We start from the raw sequence: 23,454 nt of genomic DNA, 5'->3' as shown, positions 1-23,454 counted from the left end.
AGAGCATATTATAATTAAAAAAGGCTTTCTTTGGAAGCATTTATATCAATCAATGAAGCCTTTCGTCCGCGTTCTACTGAATCTAAACTCCATTAGAAGTCAAGATTCAGTATGAACCTGATTAACACTTCATTATTTCAGGGAGTGCTTTCGTTACTCTCCATTAAGAATTGTTTTAGAAATCCACTAGGTCAAGTTTATAGCAAGGTAGCATTATACTTTCCTGTGGTTTATAAAAGCTATGAAAGGAGTAAAACCATGAAAAACTCATATAAGAATCATCCATGGCCTTACTACATGAACATGTGCCCTTATTGGTCCAATCAATACTTTTATAATCATGAACTATGGGAAGATTTTCTGGAGGATTATGACGGATGCGAAGAATATGCCGAAGATTATAATAGTGCGTATAGCCATACATGGAAAAAGAATTGCTGCAGTAACACCAGATTAAAGGATTATGGTCCTAAACCTCTTGTCATTAATATTGAAGCGGCTGCCAAAGAAAATAAAAATTTTCGTACTGCTTTATGGACAGGAAAGCATTTACAGCTTACATTGATGAGCATTGATGTAGGCAAAGACATTGGCTTAGAAATTCACCCTTACCTGGATCAATTCATAAGAATCGAAGAAGGCCAAGGAATCGTTAAAATGGGAAGCAGAAAAGACAAGTTGGATTTTGAGGCAAGAGTATCCGGCGATTTCATATTAATAATACCTGCAGGAACATGGCATAATCTGATAAACACAGGAAATAAACCCATCAAACTTTACTCAATTTATTCGCCACCTCAACACCCTTGGGGTACAGTTCATAAAACAAAAGCAGATGCAGAAGAAGCAGAGAAAAGGCAAAACCGTTAACTCTGCTTCATAAATGGTAGAATCCTCCGAGAAAGCATTTATTTTAATACTATCTTTTTATAGCTATAAAATAGTTGATAAATGTAAATAAACCAAGGCTTATAACATTATAAAGGCTAAACAATCCGATATATTTTCTGCTGCTTCCGGGATTATCCTTTACAAATAATTTGTAGGATATTACACTTGCTAAAGATGCGATTATAGTTCCCATTCCTCCGATATTAACACCTAGCAGCAGCTCCTTCCAATAAGTAGTAAATTTCGATAGAAAAATAGCACATGGTACATTGCTAATAACCTGGCTTAACAAGATGGAACTGAAATAAGTTTGTACCGGATCATCTAAATTTTGCTTCATAAACTCAGCTACCGAAGGTATATTGGAAATATTCCCTATAAAAATGAAAAAACAAACAAAAGTAGCCAATAACAAATAATCCACTTTCAGTAAAAGCCTCTTATTTATAAAAAATGTTATTATCAATGTGGCTATAAAAACTATCTTATAATTAATTACATCAAAAACAGATAATATTATTATGATAAATAGCAAGGCCCATATTGTGGCCTTTTTTTTATCCTTAATATCTACATTTCCCAAATTCAACTCATACTCAATTTTTGAGCTTCTAAGGCTTCGTACACATAACCATACCAATCCTGATACAGCTAAAAAACTGATAGATGCAAAAAACTGAGAAGCTGTAAGCCTATAATAAGAAAAAATATACAGATTTTGAGGATTGCCTATAGGCGTCAAGCTGCTGCCCAAGTTAGCTGCCAAAGTTTGAAGTATAACTGTAACAAGCATGTCCATATCCGATTTTCTGCTGATAATCAATGTCAAAGGCACAAGAGTTATGAGAGCCACATCATTGGTAATAACCATAGATGAGAAAAAGCTCAATAATACCATCACAAGAGATACCTTACGGCTATCTGTGCATTTATTCAGTATACTTACAGCAACTTTATCCAGAAAGCATAGTTCCTCAAAGGCTTTAACCACTACCATCAGATTGAATAAGCAAGCCAGAACTTCAAAGTTTATATAGTCCGCCTTAGGTCTTGACAAGGTACAGCTTATCAATGCCAGTATAAGAGAAATTGAAAATACAGGATCCTTTTTAAATAATTTCATTACATTATCCGGTTTTAATCTGTCCATACTTCTGCTTCATCCTTACTTCATTTAGTTATTATCTATATAATTCCAAAAAACGTCATTATAATCTATTTTTCCAAACACATTAATTCTACCACCAACTTGCACAGTTTTAAAGTTTTATTCAATACATTACTGTCTTAAATTAATTAACAATATATAAGGTCTCATTCATACTATAACGAAATCAAAAACAATATCCTGTTATTGCTATACAGATCACAGGATATTGCTTTATCTCTCCTAGCAACAAATATTGAATATTATATAATATAAAGTTTAACATTCGAATAAGTACCACAGAAACCTATGAAAACCGAATTCTCTGATGTTATCCATAAATATGGTTCTGAAGCTTTTCTACTCAACTGCGGTCCCTTTTAACATGATTTCAGAAATATTTGCTAACTCACCAGCCATTGTAGCAAAGTCTTGGCTGGTTTGGGTCATAGTCTGTATCGATTCTTCTTGGTTTTGCACAGTATTATCAATAATTTCCACTTTTTCGTTCACAAGAGCAATTGAGTCTTGTATTTTACTTAATAAAGTTTGAATACTATTAACGGAATTAGCACATTCAATAGCCAATTTCCTAACTTCTTGAGCCACAACGCCAAAGCCTTTACCTGCTTCACCTACACGAGCAGACTCAATTGCAGCATTAAGTCCTAGAAGATTAGTTTGGTTAGCTACATTTCGAATAAATTCCACTATCTTATCAGTTTCCTTAATGGTATTAACCAGGTCGCTGCTCAGCTGTCGAAGTTTACCGCAGACATCTGTTAATTCTTGAGCACCTATCCCCATTTTCTCCATACTAGCTGTAAACTCTTGCGTGGATGCAGCTAAATCAAATGAAATGCTTTTAATTTTCTCTTGATTGGTAATAGCTTGAGTTGTTATAACGCAACCAATTGTTTTCATCCCTTCTTTAATAGGATAGGCACAGGCAATATAAGGAACTCCAAAAACCGATTGCTCCTTGGTAATCATTTTGACAACCTTCTTGCCTGTTTCTATACACTCTTCGCATACCTGGCCTTTCATAGGCTCCCCTGCCTTTATTCCTAAATCAAAAGATTTTCCATGCACATAGCAGGTATAGTAACCGTCTTTGATTACCGATACTCCAATATCTTCAATAGTAATATCATTAAGATATGGGGCTAACTCTGTAAATAATTGTAAAACTTCTTCTCCTGTATGTTTCATACCATTCGCCTCACTTATACATTTTTATGTATCATTCAACTATGAACATAAAATTCTATTATAATCGAGCAAAAATTATAATAATTCCTTAATTTTTATTTATTTCTACAAAATTTTGTTTTTACCTTCTTTTTAACATAAATGCATTTTGATTCATATTTTCCTGCATGAATGTGAACAGCTTTTTATGGGTTGTAAAAACCTCTTCTGATGCTAGCTCAGAAGAGGTTTTTTAGAAATATCTATTTATAAATTACAGTTGGAACTTTTTTCTTATAAGCATATTCTGTATATTATCACTTGGCTTGCCTGATGTGCTTAAACTTATTAGCCGCTGCTCTTCAATATAGTTTTCTAGCTCTGCTTTCAATGCTTGATCCTCAGTCTCAGCATAAACCTTCAATGCAGATTCGACTCCCGCAGGACCTGATTGATATAGGATGGTAACATCAAAATCTTTTAATGTTCCTGCAAGATATCTATTAGCATTGTAATTTGCAACAAAGCCGTCCGGATTGAGCAGACTAAAACCGCAAATCATCAGTGCGGCAGTAATGAGCGAAAGCCTCATAATTGAAAATTGCCATTTCTGCAATGCTATAATAGCACTGAAAACCACTGTAAGAAAAATCATGAACAAGCATGGCAGAAACCTTCTTATTGAAAGTCCATAGACACTTATATAAAGTGCCATTTTACTGAAAGCTGTAGCAATAAGCAATAAAGTAAGCAATGATAGCACGCAATTTAATATTTTTAAATATCCCTTTTCAGTTTTTTTGCATATATGGTTTGCTAATATTAGCAATGATAGATTGATGGTTGCAATCTGACACAACTCAAAGAACCCACTTCTGGCATATTCAGAATAAACCTGCCATCCTTCAGGTATTCGACCTGCAAATGCTGAGAAAAAGTAAGGAATTTGAGTTCCTACGAAAACTATATATAATCCGCATATTGCACCCAGAGTAGTATAAATGGTTATGGATGTCAGTATTCTCATGGAATCAGCTGTTTGCTGAAGATTTTCTTCTTTAAATGTTCTACAATATCTCTTGTGAACACAACCTGCCACTAGGCCAAATATATAGGCAGACATTGGAATTGCAATAATCATGTTGAATATGATATCCATAAACTGATTCTGCAACAAAAGATAGAATTCATAGGTACCATGTGCAATTTTTGAGAAGCCTCCACTATCAGCTCTCATCAACAACGGAAAAACCATTCCAGCAATAATTATAGCCAGCAACAAACCCAGCGCAATTGATGAAAACTGCTTCCCAGAACCTTTTTTTGCATTCTTGGTAAAAGAAATACTCTTATACTGACAGCTGAAATTCTTAAAAGGAATAACAAACAAAGCATTAATACTATCAATGATTAGTAAATTGCTGGTTTTGCCCAATATTTGCTGTTCTGTGGCACAAACAACAAAATAAACTGCTGAACAAAATAGAAATAAGCTTCTCCATGGTTCCAAACCATTGTTCGCATACATGGAATAACTGATGCTCGTAAGCAAAACCATTACAAGCCAAAAAAGTCCTGTTCTAGGAATCTTGAAACCCTTTTTAATGATATACATTGTAACTGCAAAACAATAGCCAATTGAAAATATGGTAACTCCCCAACCCTGCCATGACGAAAACACTACCCATCTGACAAAGAAAAATCCTAGCACATAAGCAATTATGGCAAAAAAGCTGTCTTTCTTATCTGTTTCAAAAGGCTCTCTTAACTTAGCCGCTTCAGTTGCCTTAGATTCACCATTTATCAATAATGCTTTATTATAACTTGAAAAACTATCGTTCAATTTTTTTGCCTCCTTTTTTAAGCTTTTTCGCTATATTCCAATATATCTCCAGGTTGGCAATCAAGAGCTTTGCATATTGCTTCCAGTGTAGAAAACCGTATTGCTTTAGCCTTTCCAGTCTTGAGAATGGAGAGATTAGCCTGACTTATACCAATTTTTTCAGCCAGCTCACTGGATGACATCTTTCTTTTTGCCATCATCACATCTAAATTCACTATAATTGGCATATCTTTCCCTCCTCATCATATGGTGTATTCCGATTCATTCTTTAGTTCCACAGCCTCGGCAATAATATTTTTAATAACTCGTACAATGAGACCCATGAAAGCAGCGGCAACAGCAACAAATATCCAAGGAAAGTAGTATGTAGTTGAGACAAAACTGATAATTGCTCCCACAAAGCAGCACCATGAAATATGTCTTAGATATTCCACATTCGCTGTAATGAATACTTGTTCCAAATCTATGTGATGTAGCAAACGATAAAGATAAAAGAGCAGTAATGCTGCTGGAATGCTTCCAGAATAGATGGTAAACAGAAAAAAAATCTTCCTTCCTACCAAATAAGATCGCGAAAAACCTATAAACCAATTCACAATCCATGGTGCTGTAATAACTACACCAATTAGCATTGCTGAAAAAGCCAAAATGCAAAACTTGCTTAGAACAATTGATTTCTTATCGTTCCACATGGAATCACCCTCCAAAATATAGTAACAAAATATCTTTCCATTATTTGTAGTATAACACAGTACTTATTGATTTACAATATAATTTTATTGTTTTTCGATAATTTTTTTATGTTTTTTATTATATGCATCGTGCCTCACACTAATTCAAAAATGTATATAAACTTTGCAATAAGAAAGACCGGGAACATAGATTCCCAGTCTGTTAATTCAATTACATGATATATATTCTTATTTTAAAACTGCATTGGCTATCAACTTGTCAAACTTCCTTATATCAACGCCTCTTTGCAGATTCACCTTTATATGTCCTGCCCTAGTCCAAAGCTCCACTTCTGCATTTAGATCCAAAAACTTTCCGGCATTTTCTGTAGACCACATATTAATGGATGAATAGGGTAAAGAATATATTTCAACTTTTTTTCCTGTAATACCTTGAGCATCTCTTACAATCAATCTTTTATTTGTAAATATTGCAGTATCTCGGAATGTTTTATAGGCGGCAACTGCTTCTTCTCCTTCTACTAATAAATCATTGACATCACTTGGTATAGGACATTCAGATACAAATGTCCAACTTAATATATTAGCTACATCCGCCATAATATCACCTCCTTATTTATAAGTATAATACTATTTTCTATAATATCCATTTATTCTCCTGATATTTCGTATCCATTCTTTGCGAATTCTTCTCTTATTTTATCCATAGATATATTTTTCATAGAAGCACCTTTGGGAATAGTCATAAATCTACCTGCCGTATTGATCATTCCAGGATTTGTAATGCTCTCAAAACCCAAATTTTTCATTATCTCAATAACATCAGGATAATCTTTGCAAATTTCATATACGCTCTTTGTTATGTTTATTTTCTTTCTCATACAATCAACCTCTCTACAGAATTATTGACATTGATGTCAATCAACTATTGAAATCTCAGTTAATAGTATCTCATATTGCTGTCATAATTAAAATCTGAACTATCTACACTGCATCCTCACTGTCAAGCTTTCGTCATAGAACTTTACCCAGCCATCTTTGGCTTTTCCAAAAACTTTTCTAAGATATGGTGTTCAAACTTCTGTACATGGCTATGTTGAGAGTTTTTTAAATAGTAGACACATAATATATGAAGTGCTCTAGTACAGGCAGTATAAAACAACAATCTTTCTTCTTCACAATTATAGTTTCCATCTCCTGCATTATAAATAATCACTACATCGAATTCTAATCCTTTAGCAAGATAAGAAGGTATTATTACAACATCATTTTTAAATTCTTCGTTTTCATCTATTATGGTTTTTACAAAAATTTTGTTCTTTAGACGGCTATAAACATCATTTGCTTCTTTTTTAGTCCTTGTAATAATACCAATGGATTTATAGCCTTTATTCTTATATTTCTCTACATCTTCAATAATTCTTTTATTAATTTCCTCTTCTTGAGAAAAACCAAGGATCAAGGGCTCATCTCCAGGTCTTTCTATAAACTCATCTGAAGACTCATTCTTCAAAATCTTTCTTGTAAATTTTGCGATTTCCATTGTAGATCTATAGCTTTTAGTCAAGTTCATGATACATGTACTATCTTTTGGGAATAAATGTGAAATATTATTATAATCTCCAACATTCATATAGGGGTTAATAGCTTGATTGAGATCGCCCAACATAGTTATGTTTGCATGTTTAAAAAGCTGATATAGAATTTCATATTGAAGTGGCGTGTAATCCTGAGCCTCATCTATAATAACATACTTGATATCTGAAGTTTTGGGTAATTCACCCAATGATATTTTTAGATATAGCATAGGAATCTGATCTTCATAGTAAAGCTGTCCTGCTTTGAGATTTTCCATTGTAAATATTTTTACTTCATCAATTATCTTTTCACTAGTTTTATTTACTAAAAAAAGCTCCATTTTTTCAATAAAATGCTTGTATATTTCTACTATTTCAAACTTAGTCATCCTATCAATTTCAGAATGAACATCCTTTAATTCGTCCCTTATGCTAGATTTGGCTTTTTTCATGATTTCTTCTTCATCCATTCCAGAATTGTCATCAGCAAGTTTGCCAGAGATTTCTTTTATCTTTTCCTCTACATGAGGTTTTAAAAGGAACATAATTCTTCTTCTAATCTTATCTAATCTATTTTTCAGCGAAAGCCTTGAATAATCATTATAATAAAGCTCTTTAAGCTCATCAGAAGATATTATCAATTTATTTGAAAAATAAATATCATTAAAATCTTTTTCTCCTTCAGCAACATAAGCTGCATATTTCTTTAGCATATTTGCAAATTCAATTGATGATTTGAATTTTATATTTTGTATTCTCTTTTGATAGCACGGTTCATCCTTTGATGTTAAAATATACTCCATCATATCATAGTAATCTTCCTTTTTTAATTCACAATCAAGAGCCTTATGCATATATTCTTTAAAGGTGGTCTGTATCATATTGTCTTCTCCAAGCTGTGGTAGAACATCTGATATATAGTCATTAAAAATTCTATTTGGTGAAAATATTATTATGTTTTCAGGTGATACCTTGTTGCGGTGCTTATAAAGAAGATAAGCAACCCGATGAAGGGCAATTGATGTTTTTCCGCTGCCAGCAGGCCCTTGCACAATCAAATATTTGTACTCTTCATTTCGTATTATTTTGTTCTGTTCTCTTTGAATGCTTGTTACAATGGTCTTCATCCTATTGTCACAGCTTCTTCCCAATACCTCCTGCAGTATCTCATCATCAATTTTCAGATTGCTGTCAAACATATATTCCAGCTTCCCGTTGGATATTTTATATTGCCTTTTCAATATCACTTTACCCTTAATAATTCCTTCAGGACAATTATAAGCTCCCTCACCGATTTCATAATCATAAAAAATACTGGAAACTGGTGCTCTCCAATCGTATACCAATATATCACAATTGTTGTTTATCAAATTTGCAATTCCAATATAATATTTTTCAGGATTATTATTTCCGTCTTCTATGAAATCAAACCTCCCAAAATAGGGTGATTCTACTATTCTCTCATACTTTTTTTCAATCTTTTTTATAAAACTATAAGTCCTCTTTTGCCTTTTTATAATATCTATGAATGACATAAAATCTACAAGCTGATCCAGGTTGCTTTCTATAGAAATGGAACCTATCTCTTCCCATAGCTGCCGTTGTATTTCTATATTTTCCATCCTTAACTTCATGCAAAGTTCACGCTTTTCATCAAGCTGCCTATAGGCTTCTTTCAGTACAACATCCAACCACTTGTTTTCTTCTATCCATTTATAGTCGTTGATTTTCATGACACAACCTCCTGAAAATAATAAATATTTTATTCAGCTATATTGACATTGCTCGCGTTTTGTTATATAATTAAATTAGGGTTATTATGCATATGAGCCTATAAACGCAAGCTGATTCTACTATATCATTTTCCAACTAGTCATGTCAATGATATATGAAACATAATATTATGAATGGCAACTTTTCTGGCAATTTATGGAGTAAAGTCTATATAATACAATATAGCTTTTACTCCATAAATTTTAAAAAGCAAAAACCCAGTATAACCTAAAGTTCTTGCTTTTTTACAAAAATGAGCCCCATACAGCAATTCAATTATAATATAAATCTACTCACAGCAGAGTTAAGTTCTTCTGCCATTCTTTCCAGCTCCTGAGATGATGCTGCTACTTCCTGTATTGCAGCTGTCTGCTCCTGAGTGGAAGCTGATATTTCTTCTGTTGATGCTGCAGCTTCCTCACTTATTGCAGCTGTGCTGTTAATAGATTTTGCAATATCTTTACTTCTGTTTGCCACAGCTTGTATCAACTTATCAATATTTTCAATTTGGGATACTATACTCTCAATCTCGCCTACTATCATTCTAAAAGCGTCTCCGGCTTCACTTACTATTACAACACCTTCATCAACTTCTCTAGTACTTTCTTTCATATTATTTACCGCTATTTCTATTTCTTTATAAATATTTTCTACGACCTCAGCAATTTGCTGAGCATAACCATTGCTTTGCTCTGCAAGTTTTCTTACTTCATCAGCAACTACGGCAAAACCTCTTCCATATTCTCCTGCTCTTGCAGCTTCTATTGCAGCATTTAATGCCAATAGATTTGTCTGCTCCGATATATTCCTAATAACATCTACTATATCATTGATTTTCTTTGATTCTTCTCCCAGCATGTCAATAACATTAAATGTTTCCATAGACGTTTCCTGTATAGATTTAATTTTATGTACTGCATTTTCAGATACCACAAGACCGTTGCTTGATGCCTCCAGTACTTTCCTGCTTCCTTCAACTGCTTTAGTAACATTAATAGACATATTTTCAATCTCATTGCTTGCATCATTTATATTATTACTGATATTCTGCATTTCTTGAGCCAGTTCTGCAGAACCTTCTGAAAGCTGATTTACAGTAGTTGCTATGTTCGCACTTATGGTAGATGCTTCCTCTGATGTTGTTGCCAGTTGATGACTTGAAGATGTCAAAGCCTTAGAAGTCATACTAATTTTTTCGACCAGTTCTTTCAAACCATCAACCATTTGGCTTATGCTCATAAACATTTGCCCAATTTCTCTTGTACTTTGCTGTTTTTTTATATTAAGCTTAAGATTACCTTTAGCAATTTCATTGGCAATAGACACCGATTCTACAATAGGTTTACTTATTGAAGAACTTAAAAATAAGCCAAGTGTCAAAGCCAATAAGAAACCTATTATTATAGCAGCTGCAAGGAACACAGATATACTGGTATACATTACCTTAGCATCTGCCTTTTCATTATTAGCATATTCTACATTCAATGCAACAAGCTTTTCCAGTTGTGCTTTAGAATTAGCATAATACTTATCATTTCCACTAAGATTTTTTATAAGCATCATGGTTTTTATTTCTTCTGAATTAGATTCATTGTGCTGTTTAGCAAGTTCAACAAAATCATTGATGTTATTTTTCCATGCATTCCAAAATAGATTAAAATCATCTCTTAATTTTTTTTCATCTGCCGTTGCCGACATTTCATTATATGCTTTCCATTCGCTTTCTATTTTGCTAAATGCATTATCTATATTATTTAAATGTTCCTTATAATCTTTACCGTTAATTGCATTTAACAAAATACTATTAACCGAATTATTAATCGAGGTCTGAGCTTCTGATACAATTAGCAATGATTGCACGCTTGGAAGCCTTCGCTCGGTAAAATCCTCCTGAATCTTGTACATTTTATTTGTTGCACCATACCCAATAACTCCTACTAATGCAACAATAAATGCCACAACTAAAAACCCTGAAATCAACTTTGTACGTATTCTTAAACTTTTGGGAAGCTTCATCCATTAAATCCTCCTCTTTTTCAATTCAAAGTATATGTATAGTAATCACTACCAACTATTGACACTTGTTATTACATAATAGTATTATATCACAAAAACCAGACAAGCTTATGTATAATTTTTATTTTTTGTATATTTTTATAAGCTGTTGTCTATTGAGCATGAAGCAATCTTTTAAAAATGACCTAGCAGGACATCAAGATTTATGTGACTTTTTTAAAAAATATTTCATCAACAATATATGATTAATGTTTATGCTAAAATATAAAAACAGCAATTATTATACATTCCGTCTTAATTGACAAAGTCATCAGGTCTGATCAAAATAAAAGCCAGCACATTTAAGCGCCAGCTTTTATTTTATCTTGATATAGAGTTGATTATTGTGGATTCTGAAGAGCATTTTGGAGTGTATCTACATACTCCTGTCCTATAGCTTTACCTATTGAATCATATACACCTTGTGCTTTTTCAAGCATTTGGTCTATGAAAGCATTATCAAGCTCAATTACTTCTATACCCCCGTTTGCAAGCTTTTGTCTGTTTTCAGTATCTATTGTAGCTAATTTTGCTTCAATTTCCACTGCAGCCTCATTTACTGCCTGTTGTAAAGCAGCCTGATATAATGGATCTAAGCTTTCATACTTAGAGTTATTGATAAGGAATTGGTTGCAGTATAGTATGTGATGAGTTAACACCAAGTACTTCTGAACTTCTTGCAAGTTTGCACCAGCAGAAGTATCAGTTGCATTTTCCTGTGCATCTACAAGACCCTGCTGCAAAGAAACATAAACTTCTGACCATGGAAGTGGTGTTGGAGCTGCTCCCAAAGCTTTCCAGAAGGCCATATGGTTTTGATTTTCCATAGTTCTTATCTTCAGGTTCTTGAAATCATCAATAGTGCTGATCTTCTTGTTGGAAGTTGTCTCACGGAAAGTAGCTGCTTGTAAATAATGCATTACACGCATGTTCTTTGCAGTATAAGCCTCATTAATCTTGTCAAAGAATGGGCTCTTATTCAATGCATAGTCAATAGTCTTAGCATCATACTTTGCAAATACCAACGGAAGGTCAAATATTGCTACTTCAGGCACAAAGTTAACTGTCTGAGCTGTTTGACATACTACAAAGTCAATATCTCCTGCAAGCATCTGAGACTGAAGCTCCTGGTCATTACCAAGCTGACTGTTTGGATAATACTCTACTGTCAGTTTTCCGCCTGTAATTTCGGAAACCTTCTTAGAAACTAGTTCACCGAAAAGCTGAGCTGCAGCACCCATACTTGCGTTATCAGCACCGATAAGTACTACAGGCTTCAATGCATCATAGCCACTTGCACCTTCTGATGACTGTCCTCCAGACTGCTCTGTAGGTTGTGTTGATGGTGTTTTGCTAGAACAAGCTACTGGAACTAATGCCATAACTAACACCATTAACATGATTAGTAGTTTTTTCATTTTCTTTCCCCCTTTTTTTCTTAGGTGTATATTATACCCCGATTCCTGTAATGCAGGAATATAAAACACTATTGTATTTCCTACATTACAAAAATACAAGATATTATACCATATTTTCAGTTTTACAGAAACACAAGGCTAAACCATGGAACATAAGTTATCATAAACAACGCTATACCAAATGCTACTATGAAGGGAATAGCTTTTTTAGCCACATTCATAGGTGGTAAATTAGATAATGTACCTGCAACGAATAAATCCAATCCAAAGGGCGGTGTTGCCAATCCGATTGACAAGCAGCATACCATTATTACACCAAAATGTACCGCATTCACTCCCATAGCCTGAACAGCCGGCAGCAAGATTGGCGCCAATATTACTATTGCTGGTCCTGTATCCATAACCATTCCAAGTAATAAGAATATGATTACGATAGCTGTTAATACGGCCAAGCTTGATGAGAAATTGTTAACTATAAAGCCCTCAATCAATGCTGGAGCCTTAGCCAATGCCAATACTCTACCAAAGGCTGTTGCAAAGGCAAGTACAAAGCAAAGTGGAGCATAGGTCTTTACAGAGCTACCAAGGAAAGGTATGATCTGTTTAATAGTAAAGGATTTATAGATAACCAAAGAGACAAATAAAGAATAGAACACTGAAATACATGCTGCCTCTGTTGGTGTTACTATACCGGAATAAATACCTCCCAATACTATTACAGGTGATAACAAAGCCCAGAAACTCTCCTTAAATAATTTAAGAAATCCCATGGAGCGAAGCTCTTTCATCTTGGCGTTGATTTTTTCTCTGTCTTCTCCATTTTTTAAGCAATAGTAAACTGCATAGGCCATCAAGAAAAATCCGATTAGTATACCTGGTATAATTCCTCCTAAGAAAAGTGCACCTGTTGATACACCTGTAGCCAATGAGTAAAGAACAAAAGGTATAGATGGAGGTATAATAACTCCAAGTCCTCCTGCTGTAGCTATCATACCTGCAGTCCAGGTCTTGTCATAGCCTAATTCTACCAAGAACGGAATTACCATGGATCCTACAGCTGCAGTTGTTGCTGGTCCTGAGCCTGAAATAGCTCCATAGAATAAGCATGTAAGAATAGCCGCACAAGGCAGTCCTCCAGGCAATCCGCCTACAAAGTAAGCAAAGAAGTTGTACAATCTCTTAGATATACCACCCTCGGACATGAGTACTCCCCCAAGGATAAAGAGAGGTACTGCCAAAATAGGTGTACTATCTGCACCAGCAAATGTATTTGCAATCATCTGCTGAATAGAGCTTCCTGGTCCTCCTAAAACAAGGGGTGTCATAGCTCCCATTACCATACTTACTCCTATAGGAATCGCACATGCAAGCGTTACCAAGAATACAATAAATACCCACAATGCCATTATGCTTTACCCCCTGTCTTATTTGCACCAGCAGCATTAACCTGTACTTCCTGCTGTGCTTCTTTCAGTGTAGCTTCCAATGTTGTCTCAGCCTTTTCATCGAAATGCTTGATATTGTAGATTATTAACTCTACTGTACGGAATACAGCCAAACCGAATCCTATAACCGTAGCCGTATACATAAAGCTCATGGGAACACCCATTGCAGTTGAAGCCTGTCCCATTGTTTTGATTTTGCCAGTATAAATTATTGAATATCTGAACAAAATACCAAATATTGCTAACATTATTATGTTTCCAACTATCTCTATGGACTTACGCACCTTTAGAGGAAATAAATCCATTAATACGCCTACCTTAAGCATATTTCCCTTCTTTACCGTATATCCAAGAGAAAGAAATACTGACCAAATATAGCAATACCTTGAGAATTCTTCAGGCCAGGTCATGGAAGCTGCAAAGGTTCTTGCAATGATCTGTGCCATCATAACACAGGTTATGGCTGCCAGTAAAACTATCAAAATAGCTTCTTCGAAGTGCTCATCCAACCATTTGAGTACCTTCATGTTTTTCCCCCTTCCAATTTTATGAGCAAACTAAACTCATTTTAGCCCGTTATTTCTCTTCTTTTCCTGCGAGAATATCCATGAGTTCCTGACGCATCGCTTCTATAGGCGCCTCTTTGCCACTCCAGAGTTCAATTTGCGCTACACCTTGATATAAGGACATTCCCAATCCATTTATTATCTTGCAGCCCACTTCTTCTGCTTCTACAAGAAATCTAGTCTTGGCAGGATTGTAAGTTGCATCAAAGCATATCTGTCCAGGTCTGAGATATTCTTTAGGAACAGGAGTTTTATCTATGCTTACAGGCATACCAAGTCCTGTATTGTTCATGAGAACATCGGAAGCTGCTACTACTTCCTTAAATTTCTCTTCATTCTGCATATCTACAGCTTCAGCTATAGGTGCAAAGTTATTATTGATGTCATCTACCAACTCCTGAACCTTTGACATAGTTCTGCTTGCAATGTATATCTTCTTTGCTCCGTTATATGCAAGTACACTGCAAATAGCTCTGGCAGCTCCACCAGCTCCAAGGCATAAGAACACAGAATTCTTTACATCTAGTTCGGGTGCTTCTTCTATCAAGGATCTGAAGAAACCTACGCCATCAGTATTGTATGCTATAAGTTTTCCATCCTTTATTACTACAGTATTGCTTGCATTCATTTTTTCGCATAGAGGATCCACTTCATCAACATATTTCATAACTTCTACCTTATTAGGCTTTGTTACAGCAAAACCTGCAAAATTCATGTGCTTAATACCATTAATTACATCACCTAAATGTTCATTATCAACTTCAGTATAGAAATACAGCATGTTTAATCCAGCTGCTCTATATGCAGCATTCTGCATTCTTGCAGCATAGGATTGAGATAGAGGTTTTCCCAGAAGAGTAATCATCTTTGTATTAATATTAACGGGCATATTAGTCTCCTCCTTGTAATTATATCTTATATCTCTTATATATTGTCAGTATTAATTTATTCATTCAATGCCATTTTCTGCAAAGTACTTTTTGGCTTTTACCAAGCATTGTGCAGCATGACCTGCCGCTCCTCTTGCAGTCATTTCCTTGGAGTTTGGTAATTCAATGGATATTGGGTTTTGTGGCATTGCAAGGAGCATACCCTTTAAGTCTATTTCGCCTTCTCCAGGATATAATCTTCCTTCTCTTGCAACTCCTGTCATGCTTGGATCATCCAATGCAGGAATCGCTCCAGGACCATCACAAAGGTGGATAAATCCAAACTTAGAACGATCTACCTTTGCTAGATCATCTGCAGATACCCTTGATCTATGCGCATGAAGTGTATCCACCATCAGATATGCATTAGGTCTATTTACTGTATTAAGCACATCTAAAGCTTCATCAAGGTTTGTAACTCCTGCAAAAGTAACAAATTCAAGATTTACTTTAAGTGAATATTTGTCAGCAAGATCACATATTTTCTCAAATTCACGATAGTAGAAGTTCTTATCCTTTGTCCATATGCTTGAGAGCACATCTGTAGCTCCCAAATCTGCCGCTGCAGCAAATGCTGATTCAAAATCCTCGACCTTCAGATCCTCTCTAACTCTTGCCAACTCAATATCCATCAGTTTAATATTATTGTCTGACAAAGCCTTCTTTATGTTATTGAATAAATCTTTATTCTGGTCAAATTGGAAAAGGGGCTCGTTAGGAAGATGCATGGGAATGGGGCGGAGGCTGACAAAGTCATATCCCGCCTCCGCAGCTATTTTTATTTGATCAACGGGGTTAGTTCCAGGTATGGTTAGATAAGCAAGGGAAAATTTTCTGGCCATAGTTATCTCCTTTCAAACTCTTTAATTTTTATGTGAAGCTGAATGATTAGGCGCTTCATATTCACCCTTTTCATTTTTCCTCACTTTACCGTTCACTACATTTGCTTTTGGTGTGTAGATATCATTTATATTCCAGCAACCAGGTGTTGGCACTGCAATGTTTTCCATTGGAACATCCAACAGGAAGGGCTTTTTGCTTGCCAATGCTTTTTCTAGTGCTGGTTTGAATTCATCGGCTGATTCTATGCGAATTGCATCAACTCCGTATCCCTTTGCAACCTCTGCCCAGTTTGGAGAATACTTTTCACCATCAGGTGTTGTAAACACCGTTCCAAACTTAGTCTGGTAATTTGAATATTCCAAGCCGGCAATTGTACCAAATGCAGAGTTGTTCATTACAATCCAAATTACTGGTATTCCCTGCTCTACTGCTGTTGCCAGTGGGCTTGGATTGATTCCGAATCCGCCGTCTCCAACAAGTGTGAGTACAACCTTATCAGGCGCAGCAAGCTTGCCTCCCAAAAGGGCTGATGCTCCGAAGCCCATAGTCGCAAATCCTGAACTGTGATGAATGCTTCCTGGCACAGTGATGTCAAACTGTTGAGCCACACCATTCTTATTCCAGCCTACATCTGTGAATATTAATGCATCCTCAGGAATAGTCTCCTTAACATCTTTCAATATTCTTTGAGGAGTCATTGGGAAGCGCCCATCCTCGGCTATGGCTCTGTTGGATTCTTTGAATTGCTCGCGATTTTTCTTTATCATTTCCCTGAGCTCTGGTCTCTTTATTCCTTCAGGACATATTTTCTTAACTTCCTCCAGTATCTGTGCTAATGCCTCTTTTAAGTCAGCTACAGCACCGATGCTTACTGGATAGTTGCGTCCGATTTCTGCTGGATCTATATCAATTTGAATGAATTCTGTCTTACTCATGTCAAAGGTTACTCCCGGATACCAACTTGAACTGTCAGCTTCTGCAAATCTGGTTCCAAGACCTAGAAGTACATCTGCATTGGCAGTAAACCTGTGAGTGAATTCAAGACCCCAGAATCCTGTCTGTCCAAGCATCAAAGGATGAGTATCAGATAAACAACCCTGTCCCATCAATGTCCTGGATACTGGTATATCAAGGAATTCTACTAAATCCTGAAGCTCTTTGGAGGCTCCTGCTGCTAGTACTCCCCCACCTGCATGAATAACTGGATTCTTAGCTTCTACCAATTTTTTAGCTATTGCTTGTGCGGCAGATGGTGCCAATCCAGGCTTAATTGTCTTATGACTGTCAAGATAAGTTCTTGCGAATAGTTCTTCATCTATTTTTTCGGAGAATACATCCATTGGCACAGATACGAGAACCGGTCCAGGTCTTCCGCTTTCAGCAAGGCGGAAAGCTTTGTCCAATATTTCTGGCATTGCCTCTGGATCATCTACCCTCCAAGCTCTCTTTACTATAGGTTTCAAAACTTCATACTGAGAAGCGTCAGTATGCATATTTATTTCCTGATGTGGATGTTTACCATAGTAATATCTTGGTACATCCCCTGCTATTACTACCATAGGTATGGAATCAGCTGCTGCATTAGCTACCCCTGTCACAGTATTCATTATGCCAGGTTCTACATGGCATAAAACTACTCCTGCTTTTTTCTTTACTCTGGCATATCCGTCAGCTGCAATAGTTGCAATCTGTTCGTTTCTAAAGGATATATACTTTACACTTTTGCTTCTGGATAGTGCATCCAGAAAACCTATTACAGTGTGACCGCAGAGGCCGAATACATATTCGACCTCACGGCGTTCCAAATAATTTACCATCAAATCAGCTACAAGTTTTTTCAAGAAATAGCCTCCTCTCAATTATACTTGTTCTTTCTCTGGTTCGTAGAATTCACCGAATAGTTCTTCATCGCTTGGTCTATCTTCAGGAATTTCTCTAGATACCCATGTAACGTTCATGTAGTGGCGTAGATTAACATTTTCAGATGTAGCATTGCCTCCCCATGTTCCGCATCCAATACTTGAAGTCATAGGCATTCCGTTAGTAAAAGATCCTGCATTGGACTTTGATTGTGGTTGTCTAACCATGATACGACCTACGCAAGCTTCAAGGGCCAATCTGTGAATATGATCATCATCAAAGGAGAATATACCTACGCTATGGCCTTTACCGCCTACTTCGTGTATAGCTTTAACTATGTTTATGGCATTCTGGAATTCGCCTTCATATTTGTGTACAGCCAATAAAGTTGTTAATTTTTCTCTGCACCATACATCTTCATAGCTAGTTGTATAAGAGCCTGTTCCTCTAGCTATAAGGAACTTGCGATCCTCAGGTATTGAGAATCCAGCTAATTGAGCCATTTTCTGTGGTGATTGTGCTACTGAATCAGGCTTACGATGGCATTCTTCATCCCACATGATCTTTTTGATGGCTTCTTGCTCTTCTTCGCTTAGCAGATAACCACCCACTGCAACCAATTCTTTAATTGCATCTTCATATATGCTCTCATGAATGATGATATTACCATCAGCAGAACATCCAGACCCGAAGTCAGATGTCTTGGACAGCATAGTGTTGTATGCAGCTTTGTGGAGGTCTTGCTTAGCTGTTTCATCCCATATCATTGTTGCATTACCTGCGCCTACACCATAAGCAGGAGTACCTGAATAGTATGCTCTTCTAACAACACCTTGTCCTCCGGTAGCAATTACCAAGTCGCATTTTGTATTTAAAGCCTCAGACATAGCTCTGTTTATCTTTGCTTTTCCTGTTCCTATGATCTGGATTAGATCTTCAGGTGCACCTACTTGTCTTAAGCCTTCACGCATAAGCTCAACTGTACGTCCGCCAGTTTTAACTGCTCTTGGATGTGGTGAGAAAATTATAGCGTTTCTGGCTTTAAGTGCGTATATAGCATTACCTGCAGGTGTCAAATCAGGATTAGTAGCTGGGATAACGCAGGAAATAACTCCTACAGGTTTTGCGTATTTAACAATTCCTTTTTCAGGAATTTCTTCGATAATTCCTACACTCTTCTGACGAAGTGCATCTCTCAATACACCTCTGATTTTATATTTCTTGTTCTCACGAGTTACAGGATCACCCATTCCACTCTCTTCTATACTCATCCTAACCAATTCTCTAAAGGTCTGAGTATTTGCTACCTTCCATGCTATAGCTCTGATAGTGCGGTCAATTTCCTCCTGACTCCATTTTTCAAATATCTTTTGCGCTGCATCAGCTCTCGCAAATTTTTCCTCTATTTCGTCTATCTGGTCTTGAGTTAGTTTTGCATAAGCTTCATCCATTGAATTCATTCTGCTCATAATAATACCTCCTAATCAAATGCTACTCCCTTTATTTTGTGTCTCATCTTTACTTTTTAATCAAATCTTTGGAACGGCCTGCCTTTAGTATATAGGAATCAGTATCGTGGCCTACCATTTGCCGTACCTTTTTTGACAGTTCAATTAATTTAACAATGTCGATGCCCGTTTCTATTCCCATTTCATCCATCATGTGTACCACATCCTCGGATGAAACATTTCCTGCAGCTCCTGGCACAAAAGGACAGCCACCCAAGCCGCAGAAGGAGGAATCAAATTGAGTCATACCTGCCTGCATTGCAGCTATTATATTAGCCATGGCCATTCCTCTTGTATTATGGAAGTGAAGCCACCATTTAACCTGTGGATATCGTTCTTTCATTTTACTGCACATTTCATAAACTTGATTTGGTACAGCCATTCCAGAAGCATCTGACAGGGATATTTCGCTTACTCCCACATTCAAGTATGCTTCAACTATACTCTGGACATCTTCTAGCGGTATCTTGCCTTCCCATGGAGAACCAAAGGGCATGGATATTGATCCAGATACCTCAATGCCATGTTCTGCTGCCATATCAACAATCTCCTTAAAACCAGCAACACTTTCTTCAGGCGTCATGTTCAAATTAGCCAGGTTATGTCCTCGACTTGCTGAAACATTAATCTTAACCTTGCGGCAACCGCAGTTTATGGCTCTTTCTACACCCTTTTTATTGGCAATCAGTGCTCTAAGCTCTACTTCATCAACTTGGTTCAATTGCTTGTAAAGCTCATCGGTGTCTGCCATTTGAGGTACTGCCTTTGGACTCATGAAAGAACCTAGTTCTATTACCTTGAAACCGGCATCTATCAGGTCTTTCGCTATCTCCAGCTTTTCTGAGGTTTGCAATATCTTAGCCTCATTTTGCAGACCATCTCTAAGGCCGACTTCACAAATAGTTATCTTTGATGGAAGATTCATATTTCTTCCCCCCTTTGTGAATAATATTGGCATTTTTTTATGTCATTATTATTCTAAATCACTTTTTTTTGACTGTCTAATACGGGTTTTGTATAACTTGATAGAAGTTCTCTATGGACTTATTCTGACTTTTATTAAAAAAGTGAAGTCTTAAGCATCTCAAGCGCTTCTAGTTTTGCTTGCAATTTCTTGCTTCATAACAAGGCATTTTATAGTTCAATCTTTCTTCCTTCTTCTGCAGATTGATATGCAGCATAAATAGTCTTTATAGCTTCATAGGCAAGATTGAAGTCGGATACGGGCTTTCTGCCATATGCAACACATTCAACAAAGTCTTGCATTTCATATACATAACCTCGTAGTATTTCATCACATACGAACAGGTTATTCCAGCCGGTTTTCTCAGGCAGCATTTCTGAGAACTGTACATTTTCAATGCCTTCTTGATCCAGGAAGTAAGCTTGCAGATTATTTGCAGGAGTTATGTTATTCATCAAAGCACCGTCATTTGCATAGATTTCTATGTAATTCTTGGTGCCTCCCAATACATTATCGCTGGCCATGATAACAGCCTTTGTGTTGTCAGAGAATGTCAATGTCACATTTGCAAATTCTTCAACATCATATGGCTTGATTGTTAAATGTCTTTTTTCATATTCATTAAGATGAGTAGTTGTATTGCCCATATCAGCTGTTACGCTCACTACACGAATCTCTTCATTTCTTGCAGCAGCTTCAACTTGCTTCAACCACAATATTCCTGTAAGGGGATGGCATCCAATCCTTATGAGGGAACCTCCACCGGTTTTATCCCAATAACCTGCAACTGGTGATGAAGAACCTCTTAAGCTTTCTTCACCCTTCATGAAAAGAATCTTGCTTTTCTTGCTTCTGATGATTTCTGCAGACTTTATAATTGAAGGACAATATACAAAGTTTTCTGCATACATGAACAACTTATCGCTGGCTTCCACTACCTTCTTCAGCTCTTCAATCTGTTCAACAACCTTTTTATACATCTTAGCTTTAGGAACTTTTTTTCCTATAGGCTTTTCATCGTCTTCTTCTCCGAAATAGCCAGTCAGTGGTTTTTCACAGATAACATGCTTTCCAGCTTTAAGAGCTTTAATTGTAATGTCAACATGAGATATTGGAGGTGTAACAATATCAATGATATCTATTTCTGGATCATTGAGTGCATCCTCGATATTCATTGTTACATTTTCGATGCCATAAGTCTTGGCAAACTTCTCTGCCTTTTCTAAATCATAGGCATCTACTACAGTTTTAATCTTCACAGGTACCTTACAAACCTTGCTGTAGCCATTTGCATGTAGAAATCCTCCATAACCTGAACCTATTAATGCGACGTTAATTGTTTTCATACATACCCTTCCTCCAATCATAATGTGTGTAATTTATAAATTTTTTCTATGATTTCATATACAGACAAGAAATCTGGACATGAACTTCTGAAAGGTGCTTAAATATAGAACATTTTTATACTTTTATATACAGCAATTACAAGTTATAGGTAATAACTAACTTAGCTCTATATACCTATTATTTGCTGCATATTAATTATATATTCTAATTTCTTGACTGTCTAATAATCATTTTGTATAATCTAATAGAAGCTCTCTATAATTTGTTCTGGTATTATATTTAAACTCCATAGGAGATGATATTATGACACTACAGCAACTACGGTATTTTGTTGAAATTGCCCATACACTTCATTTCACTAAAGCAGCTGAGAATTTGAATATATCTCAACCTAGCCTTAGTTATGCCATAACACAACTAAGCAAGAGATTAGGAGTACCATTGTTTAAAAAAGAAGGATTGAAGGTTTCATTGACAGAATACGGTGAAGCTTTTCTTCCATATGCAGAGAGTGCCCTTAACATTCTTATTCAAGGCGAAGCACAGATTAGCAAAATGTTTAATCCTTCTGGTGGTAATATAAATTTGGGATACATCTATACTGTCAGCTTTGATGCAATTCCTAAATTAATCGATGAGTTCTACATGTATAGAGGTAACCGTAATATTAGTTTCAGTTTTCAGGTTAATATGACAGATTTGCTTATAAAGAGGCTTATAGAAGGTTCTCTTGATGTTGTCATTGCTCCCGCTTCTGAAGTAAATAACGAATGTATTGAATCCATTCCTCTATTTGAACAGGAGCTTTACCTTGTTGTTTACAATGACCATCCTTTAGCAAACCGCACCTCTGTTACAATAGGCGATTTCAAAAACGAGAAGTTCATTATGATAAAAAAAGGAACAGATCTTTATTTGCAGACTAATTCCTTATTTAAGAAGTACAATATAATCCCAAATGTATTTTTTGAAGTTGATGAATGTAACTCTATGGCTTCCTTTGTAGGAGCACAGCTTGGAATAGCCATTATGCCAAAAATACCGGCTCTCGACAACTATAAGGTAACTGCTATTCCTTTTGAAGATAGAACAGTAAACAGGACTATCAGCATTTTATGGAATAATTGCATAACTCATAGTCATGCATTGACAAGTTTTTTGGATTTTTGCATGTATATAAGGTCAAATAAAGATGCAATTAAAAATATATAAGAAATGCTTTAATAAAAGGAAGATTTTTTCACATTCATACTGAGTTTAATCATCAAATATTCAAGATTCAATGCAAAGCCGATTATCAATTCTATAACTTAACCTCTTGTGCTAGTTAATTCGATTTTACTATCAGGAATATTATACCAATCAATAAGGATATAAAATCCCTGATAGATGATATTATATGGGT

General features: G+C 35.9%; 20 protein-coding genes. 2 read left to right on the top strand and 18 right to left on the bottom strand.

Annotation, left to right across the window (positions count from 1 at the left end; genetic code table 11):
* Positions 1–258: 258 nt before the first annotated feature.
* On the top strand, positions 259–870 hold the full coding sequence (locus tag BUB48_RS03320) for a cupin domain-containing protein (RefSeq protein WP_073024556.1): 612 nt from the start codon (positions 259–261) through the stop codon (positions 868–870).
* Positions 871–919: 49 nt separating this feature from the next.
* Here the strand turns inward: BUB48_RS03320 and BUB48_RS03315 are convergent, their stop codons facing one another.
* The 18 genes from BUB48_RS03315 to BUB48_RS03230 all read right to left on the bottom strand — a co-directional run bounded on the left by BUB48_RS03315 (position 920) and on the right by BUB48_RS03230 (position 22,048).
* The gene (locus BUB48_RS03315) at positions 920–2,041 is read right to left on the bottom strand and encodes an SLC13 family permease (RefSeq protein WP_073024554.1); all 1,122 of its coding nucleotides are present in this window, start codon (positions 2,039–2,041) and stop codon (positions 920–922) included.
* Positions 2,042–2,398: 357 nt separating this feature from the next.
* Positions 2,399–2,845 (bottom strand): methyl-accepting chemotaxis protein, encoded by a 447-nt coding sequence (locus BUB48_RS19285; RefSeq protein ID WP_242944157.1) that lies wholly within the window; start codon positions 2,843–2,845, stop codon positions 2,399–2,401.
* Positions 2,846–3,503: 658 nt separating this feature from the next.
* Positions 3,504–5,072, bottom strand: coding sequence for a DUF4153 domain-containing protein (locus tag BUB48_RS03305; RefSeq protein WP_073024550.1), 1,569 nt, complete (start codon positions 5,070–5,072; stop codon positions 3,504–3,506).
* A gap of 17 nt (positions 5,073–5,089) precedes the next feature.
* Positions 5,090–5,299 carry a helix-turn-helix domain-containing protein gene (locus BUB48_RS03300; protein ID WP_073024548.1) on the bottom strand — a complete coding sequence of 70 codons (210 nt, stop codon included), beginning with the start codon at positions 5,297–5,299 and terminating at the stop codon, positions 5,090–5,092.
* A gap of 15 nt (positions 5,300–5,314) precedes the next feature.
* Positions 5,315–5,764, bottom strand: a complete 450-nt coding sequence (locus BUB48_RS03295; RefSeq protein WP_073024546.1) for a DUF2975 domain-containing protein — start codon at positions 5,762–5,764, stop codon at positions 5,315–5,317.
* Between the two features lie 228 nt (positions 5,765–5,992).
* Positions 5,993–6,364: a PH domain-containing protein gene (locus BUB48_RS03290; RefSeq protein WP_073024544.1), complete on the bottom strand. Its 372-nt coding sequence runs from the start codon at positions 6,362–6,364 to the stop codon at positions 5,993–5,995.
* A gap of 50 nt (positions 6,365–6,414) precedes the next feature.
* Entirely contained in the window at positions 6,415–6,645 is a 231-nt protein-coding gene (locus BUB48_RS03285; protein ID WP_073024542.1) for a DUF1858 domain-containing protein, read from the bottom strand.
* Between the two features lie 143 nt (positions 6,646–6,788).
* Positions 6,789–9,074: an RNA polymerase recycling motor HelD gene (gene helD / locus BUB48_RS03280; RefSeq protein ID WP_073024540.1), complete on the bottom strand. Its 2,286-nt coding sequence runs from the start codon at positions 9,072–9,074 to the stop codon at positions 6,789–6,791.
* Positions 9,075–9,390: 316 nt separating this feature from the next.
* Positions 9,391–11,130: a methyl-accepting chemotaxis protein gene (locus BUB48_RS03275; protein ID WP_073024538.1), complete on the bottom strand. Its 1,740-nt coding sequence runs from the start codon at positions 11,128–11,130 to the stop codon at positions 9,391–9,393.
* 380 nt (positions 11,131–11,510) lie between these two features.
* Positions 11,511–12,587 (bottom strand): TRAP transporter substrate-binding protein, encoded by a 1,077-nt coding sequence (locus BUB48_RS03270; RefSeq protein WP_073024536.1) that lies wholly within the window; start codon positions 12,585–12,587, stop codon positions 11,511–11,513.
* A 122-nt stretch (positions 12,588–12,709) separates the two neighbouring features.
* On the bottom strand, positions 12,710–13,996 hold the full coding sequence (locus BUB48_RS03265) for a TRAP transporter large permease (RefSeq protein WP_073024534.1): 1,287 nt from the start codon (positions 13,994–13,996) through the stop codon (positions 12,710–12,712).
* Complete coding sequence (locus BUB48_RS03260) at positions 13,993–14,559, bottom strand: TRAP transporter small permease (protein ID WP_073024532.1); 567 nt, start codon at positions 14,557–14,559, stop codon at positions 13,993–13,995. Before BUB48_RS03260 ends, BUB48_RS03265 begins: the two co-directional genes overlap by 4 nt.
* 49 nt (positions 14,560–14,608) lie before the next feature.
* A complete protein-coding gene (gene aroE, locus BUB48_RS03255) occupies positions 14,609–15,487 on the bottom strand; it encodes a shikimate dehydrogenase (RefSeq protein WP_073024530.1) in 879 nt (292 codons plus the stop codon).
* A 60-nt stretch (positions 15,488–15,547) separates the two neighbouring features.
* Positions 15,548–16,369: a sugar phosphate isomerase/epimerase family protein gene (locus tag BUB48_RS03250; RefSeq protein ID WP_073024528.1), complete on the bottom strand. Its 822-nt coding sequence runs from the start codon at positions 16,367–16,369 to the stop codon at positions 15,548–15,550.
* 21 nt (positions 16,370–16,390) lie between these two features.
* Entirely contained in the window at positions 16,391–18,211 is a 1,821-nt protein-coding gene (locus BUB48_RS03245; RefSeq protein WP_175548340.1) for a thiamine pyrophosphate-binding protein, read from the bottom strand.
* An 18-nt stretch (positions 18,212–18,229) separates the two neighbouring features.
* Positions 18,230–19,699: an aldehyde dehydrogenase family protein gene (locus tag BUB48_RS03240; RefSeq protein ID WP_084524335.1), complete on the bottom strand. Its 1,470-nt coding sequence runs from the start codon at positions 19,697–19,699 to the stop codon at positions 18,230–18,232.
* Positions 19,700–19,748: 49 nt separating this feature from the next.
* Positions 19,749–20,663, bottom strand: a complete 915-nt coding sequence (locus BUB48_RS03235) for a hydroxymethylglutaryl-CoA lyase (protein WP_073024526.1) — start codon at positions 20,661–20,663, stop codon at positions 19,749–19,751.
* A 209-nt stretch (positions 20,664–20,872) separates the two neighbouring features.
* Complete coding sequence (locus tag BUB48_RS03230; protein WP_175548339.1) at positions 20,873–22,048, bottom strand: Gfo/Idh/MocA family protein; 1,176 nt, start codon at positions 22,046–22,048, stop codon at positions 20,873–20,875.
* Positions 22,049–22,352: 304 nt separating this feature from the next.
* Between BUB48_RS03230 and BUB48_RS03225 the strand changes: the two genes are divergently transcribed.
* Complete coding sequence (locus BUB48_RS03225; protein ID WP_073024522.1) at positions 22,353–23,261, top strand: LysR family transcriptional regulator; 909 nt, start codon at positions 22,353–22,355, stop codon at positions 23,259–23,261.
* Positions 23,262–23,454 lie beyond the last annotated feature (193 nt).

It is taken from the genome of Lutispora thermophila DSM 19022, assembly GCF_900142105.1.
GTDB classification, from domain to species: domain Bacteria; phylum Bacillota; class Clostridia; order Lutisporales; family Lutisporaceae; genus Lutispora; species Lutispora thermophila.
The sequence above is the reverse complement of the archived record's forward strand: the minus strand, read 5'-3'. Positions and strand labels throughout refer to the sequence as shown.

Coding starts and splice junctions, on each gene's coding strand:
- BUB48_RS03320 (WP_073024556.1), top strand. CDS start 259: ATGAAAAACTCATATAAGAATCATCCATGGCCTTACTACATGAACATG.
- BUB48_RS03315 (WP_073024554.1), bottom strand. CDS start 2,041: ATGGACAGATTAAAACCGGATAATGTAATGAAATTATTTAAAAAGGAT.
- BUB48_RS19285 (WP_242944157.1), bottom strand. CDS start 2,845: ATGGGGATAGGTGCTCAAGAATTAACAGATGTCTGCGGTAAACTTCGA.
- BUB48_RS03300 (WP_073024548.1), bottom strand. CDS start 5,299: ATGCCAATTATAGTGAATTTAGATGTGATGATGGCAAAAAGAAAGATG.
- BUB48_RS03295 (WP_073024546.1), bottom strand. CDS start 5,764: ATGTGGAACGATAAGAAATCAATTGTTCTAAGCAAGTTTTGCATTTTG.
- BUB48_RS03290 (WP_073024544.1), bottom strand. CDS start 6,364: ATGGCGGATGTAGCTAATATATTAAGTTGGACATTTGTATCTGAATGT.
- BUB48_RS03285 (WP_073024542.1), bottom strand. CDS start 6,645: ATGAGAAAGAAAATAAACATAACAAAGAGCGTATATGAAATTTGCAAA.
- helD (WP_073024540.1), bottom strand. CDS start 9,074: ATGAAAATCAACGACTATAAATGGATAGAAGAAAACAAGTGGTTGGAT.
- BUB48_RS03275 (WP_073024538.1), bottom strand. CDS start 11,130: ATGAAGCTTCCCAAAAGTTTAAGAATACGTACAAAGTTGATTTCAGGG.
- BUB48_RS03270 (WP_073024536.1), bottom strand. CDS start 12,587: ATGAAAAAACTACTAATCATGTTAATGGTGTTAGTTATGGCATTAGTT.
- BUB48_RS03260 (WP_073024532.1), bottom strand. CDS start 14,559: ATGAAGGTACTCAAATGGTTGGATGAGCACTTCGAAGAAGCTATTTTG.
- aroE (WP_073024530.1), bottom strand. CDS start 15,487: ATGCCCGTTAATATTAATACAAAGATGATTACTCTTCTGGGAAAACCT.
- BUB48_RS03250 (WP_073024528.1), bottom strand. CDS start 16,369: ATGGCCAGAAAATTTTCCCTTGCTTATCTAACCATACCTGGAACTAAC.
- BUB48_RS03240 (WP_084524335.1), bottom strand. CDS start 19,699: ATGAGCAGAATGAATTCAATGGATGAAGCTTATGCAAAACTAACTCAA.
- BUB48_RS03235 (WP_073024526.1), bottom strand. CDS start 20,663: ATGAATCTTCCATCAAAGATAACTATTTGTGAAGTCGGCCTTAGAGAT.
- BUB48_RS03230 (WP_175548339.1), bottom strand. CDS start 22,048: ATGAAAACAATTAACGTCGCATTAATAGGTTCAGGTTATGGAGGATTT.
- BUB48_RS03225 (WP_073024522.1), top strand. CDS start 22,353: ATGACACTACAGCAACTACGGTATTTTGTTGAAATTGCCCATACACTT.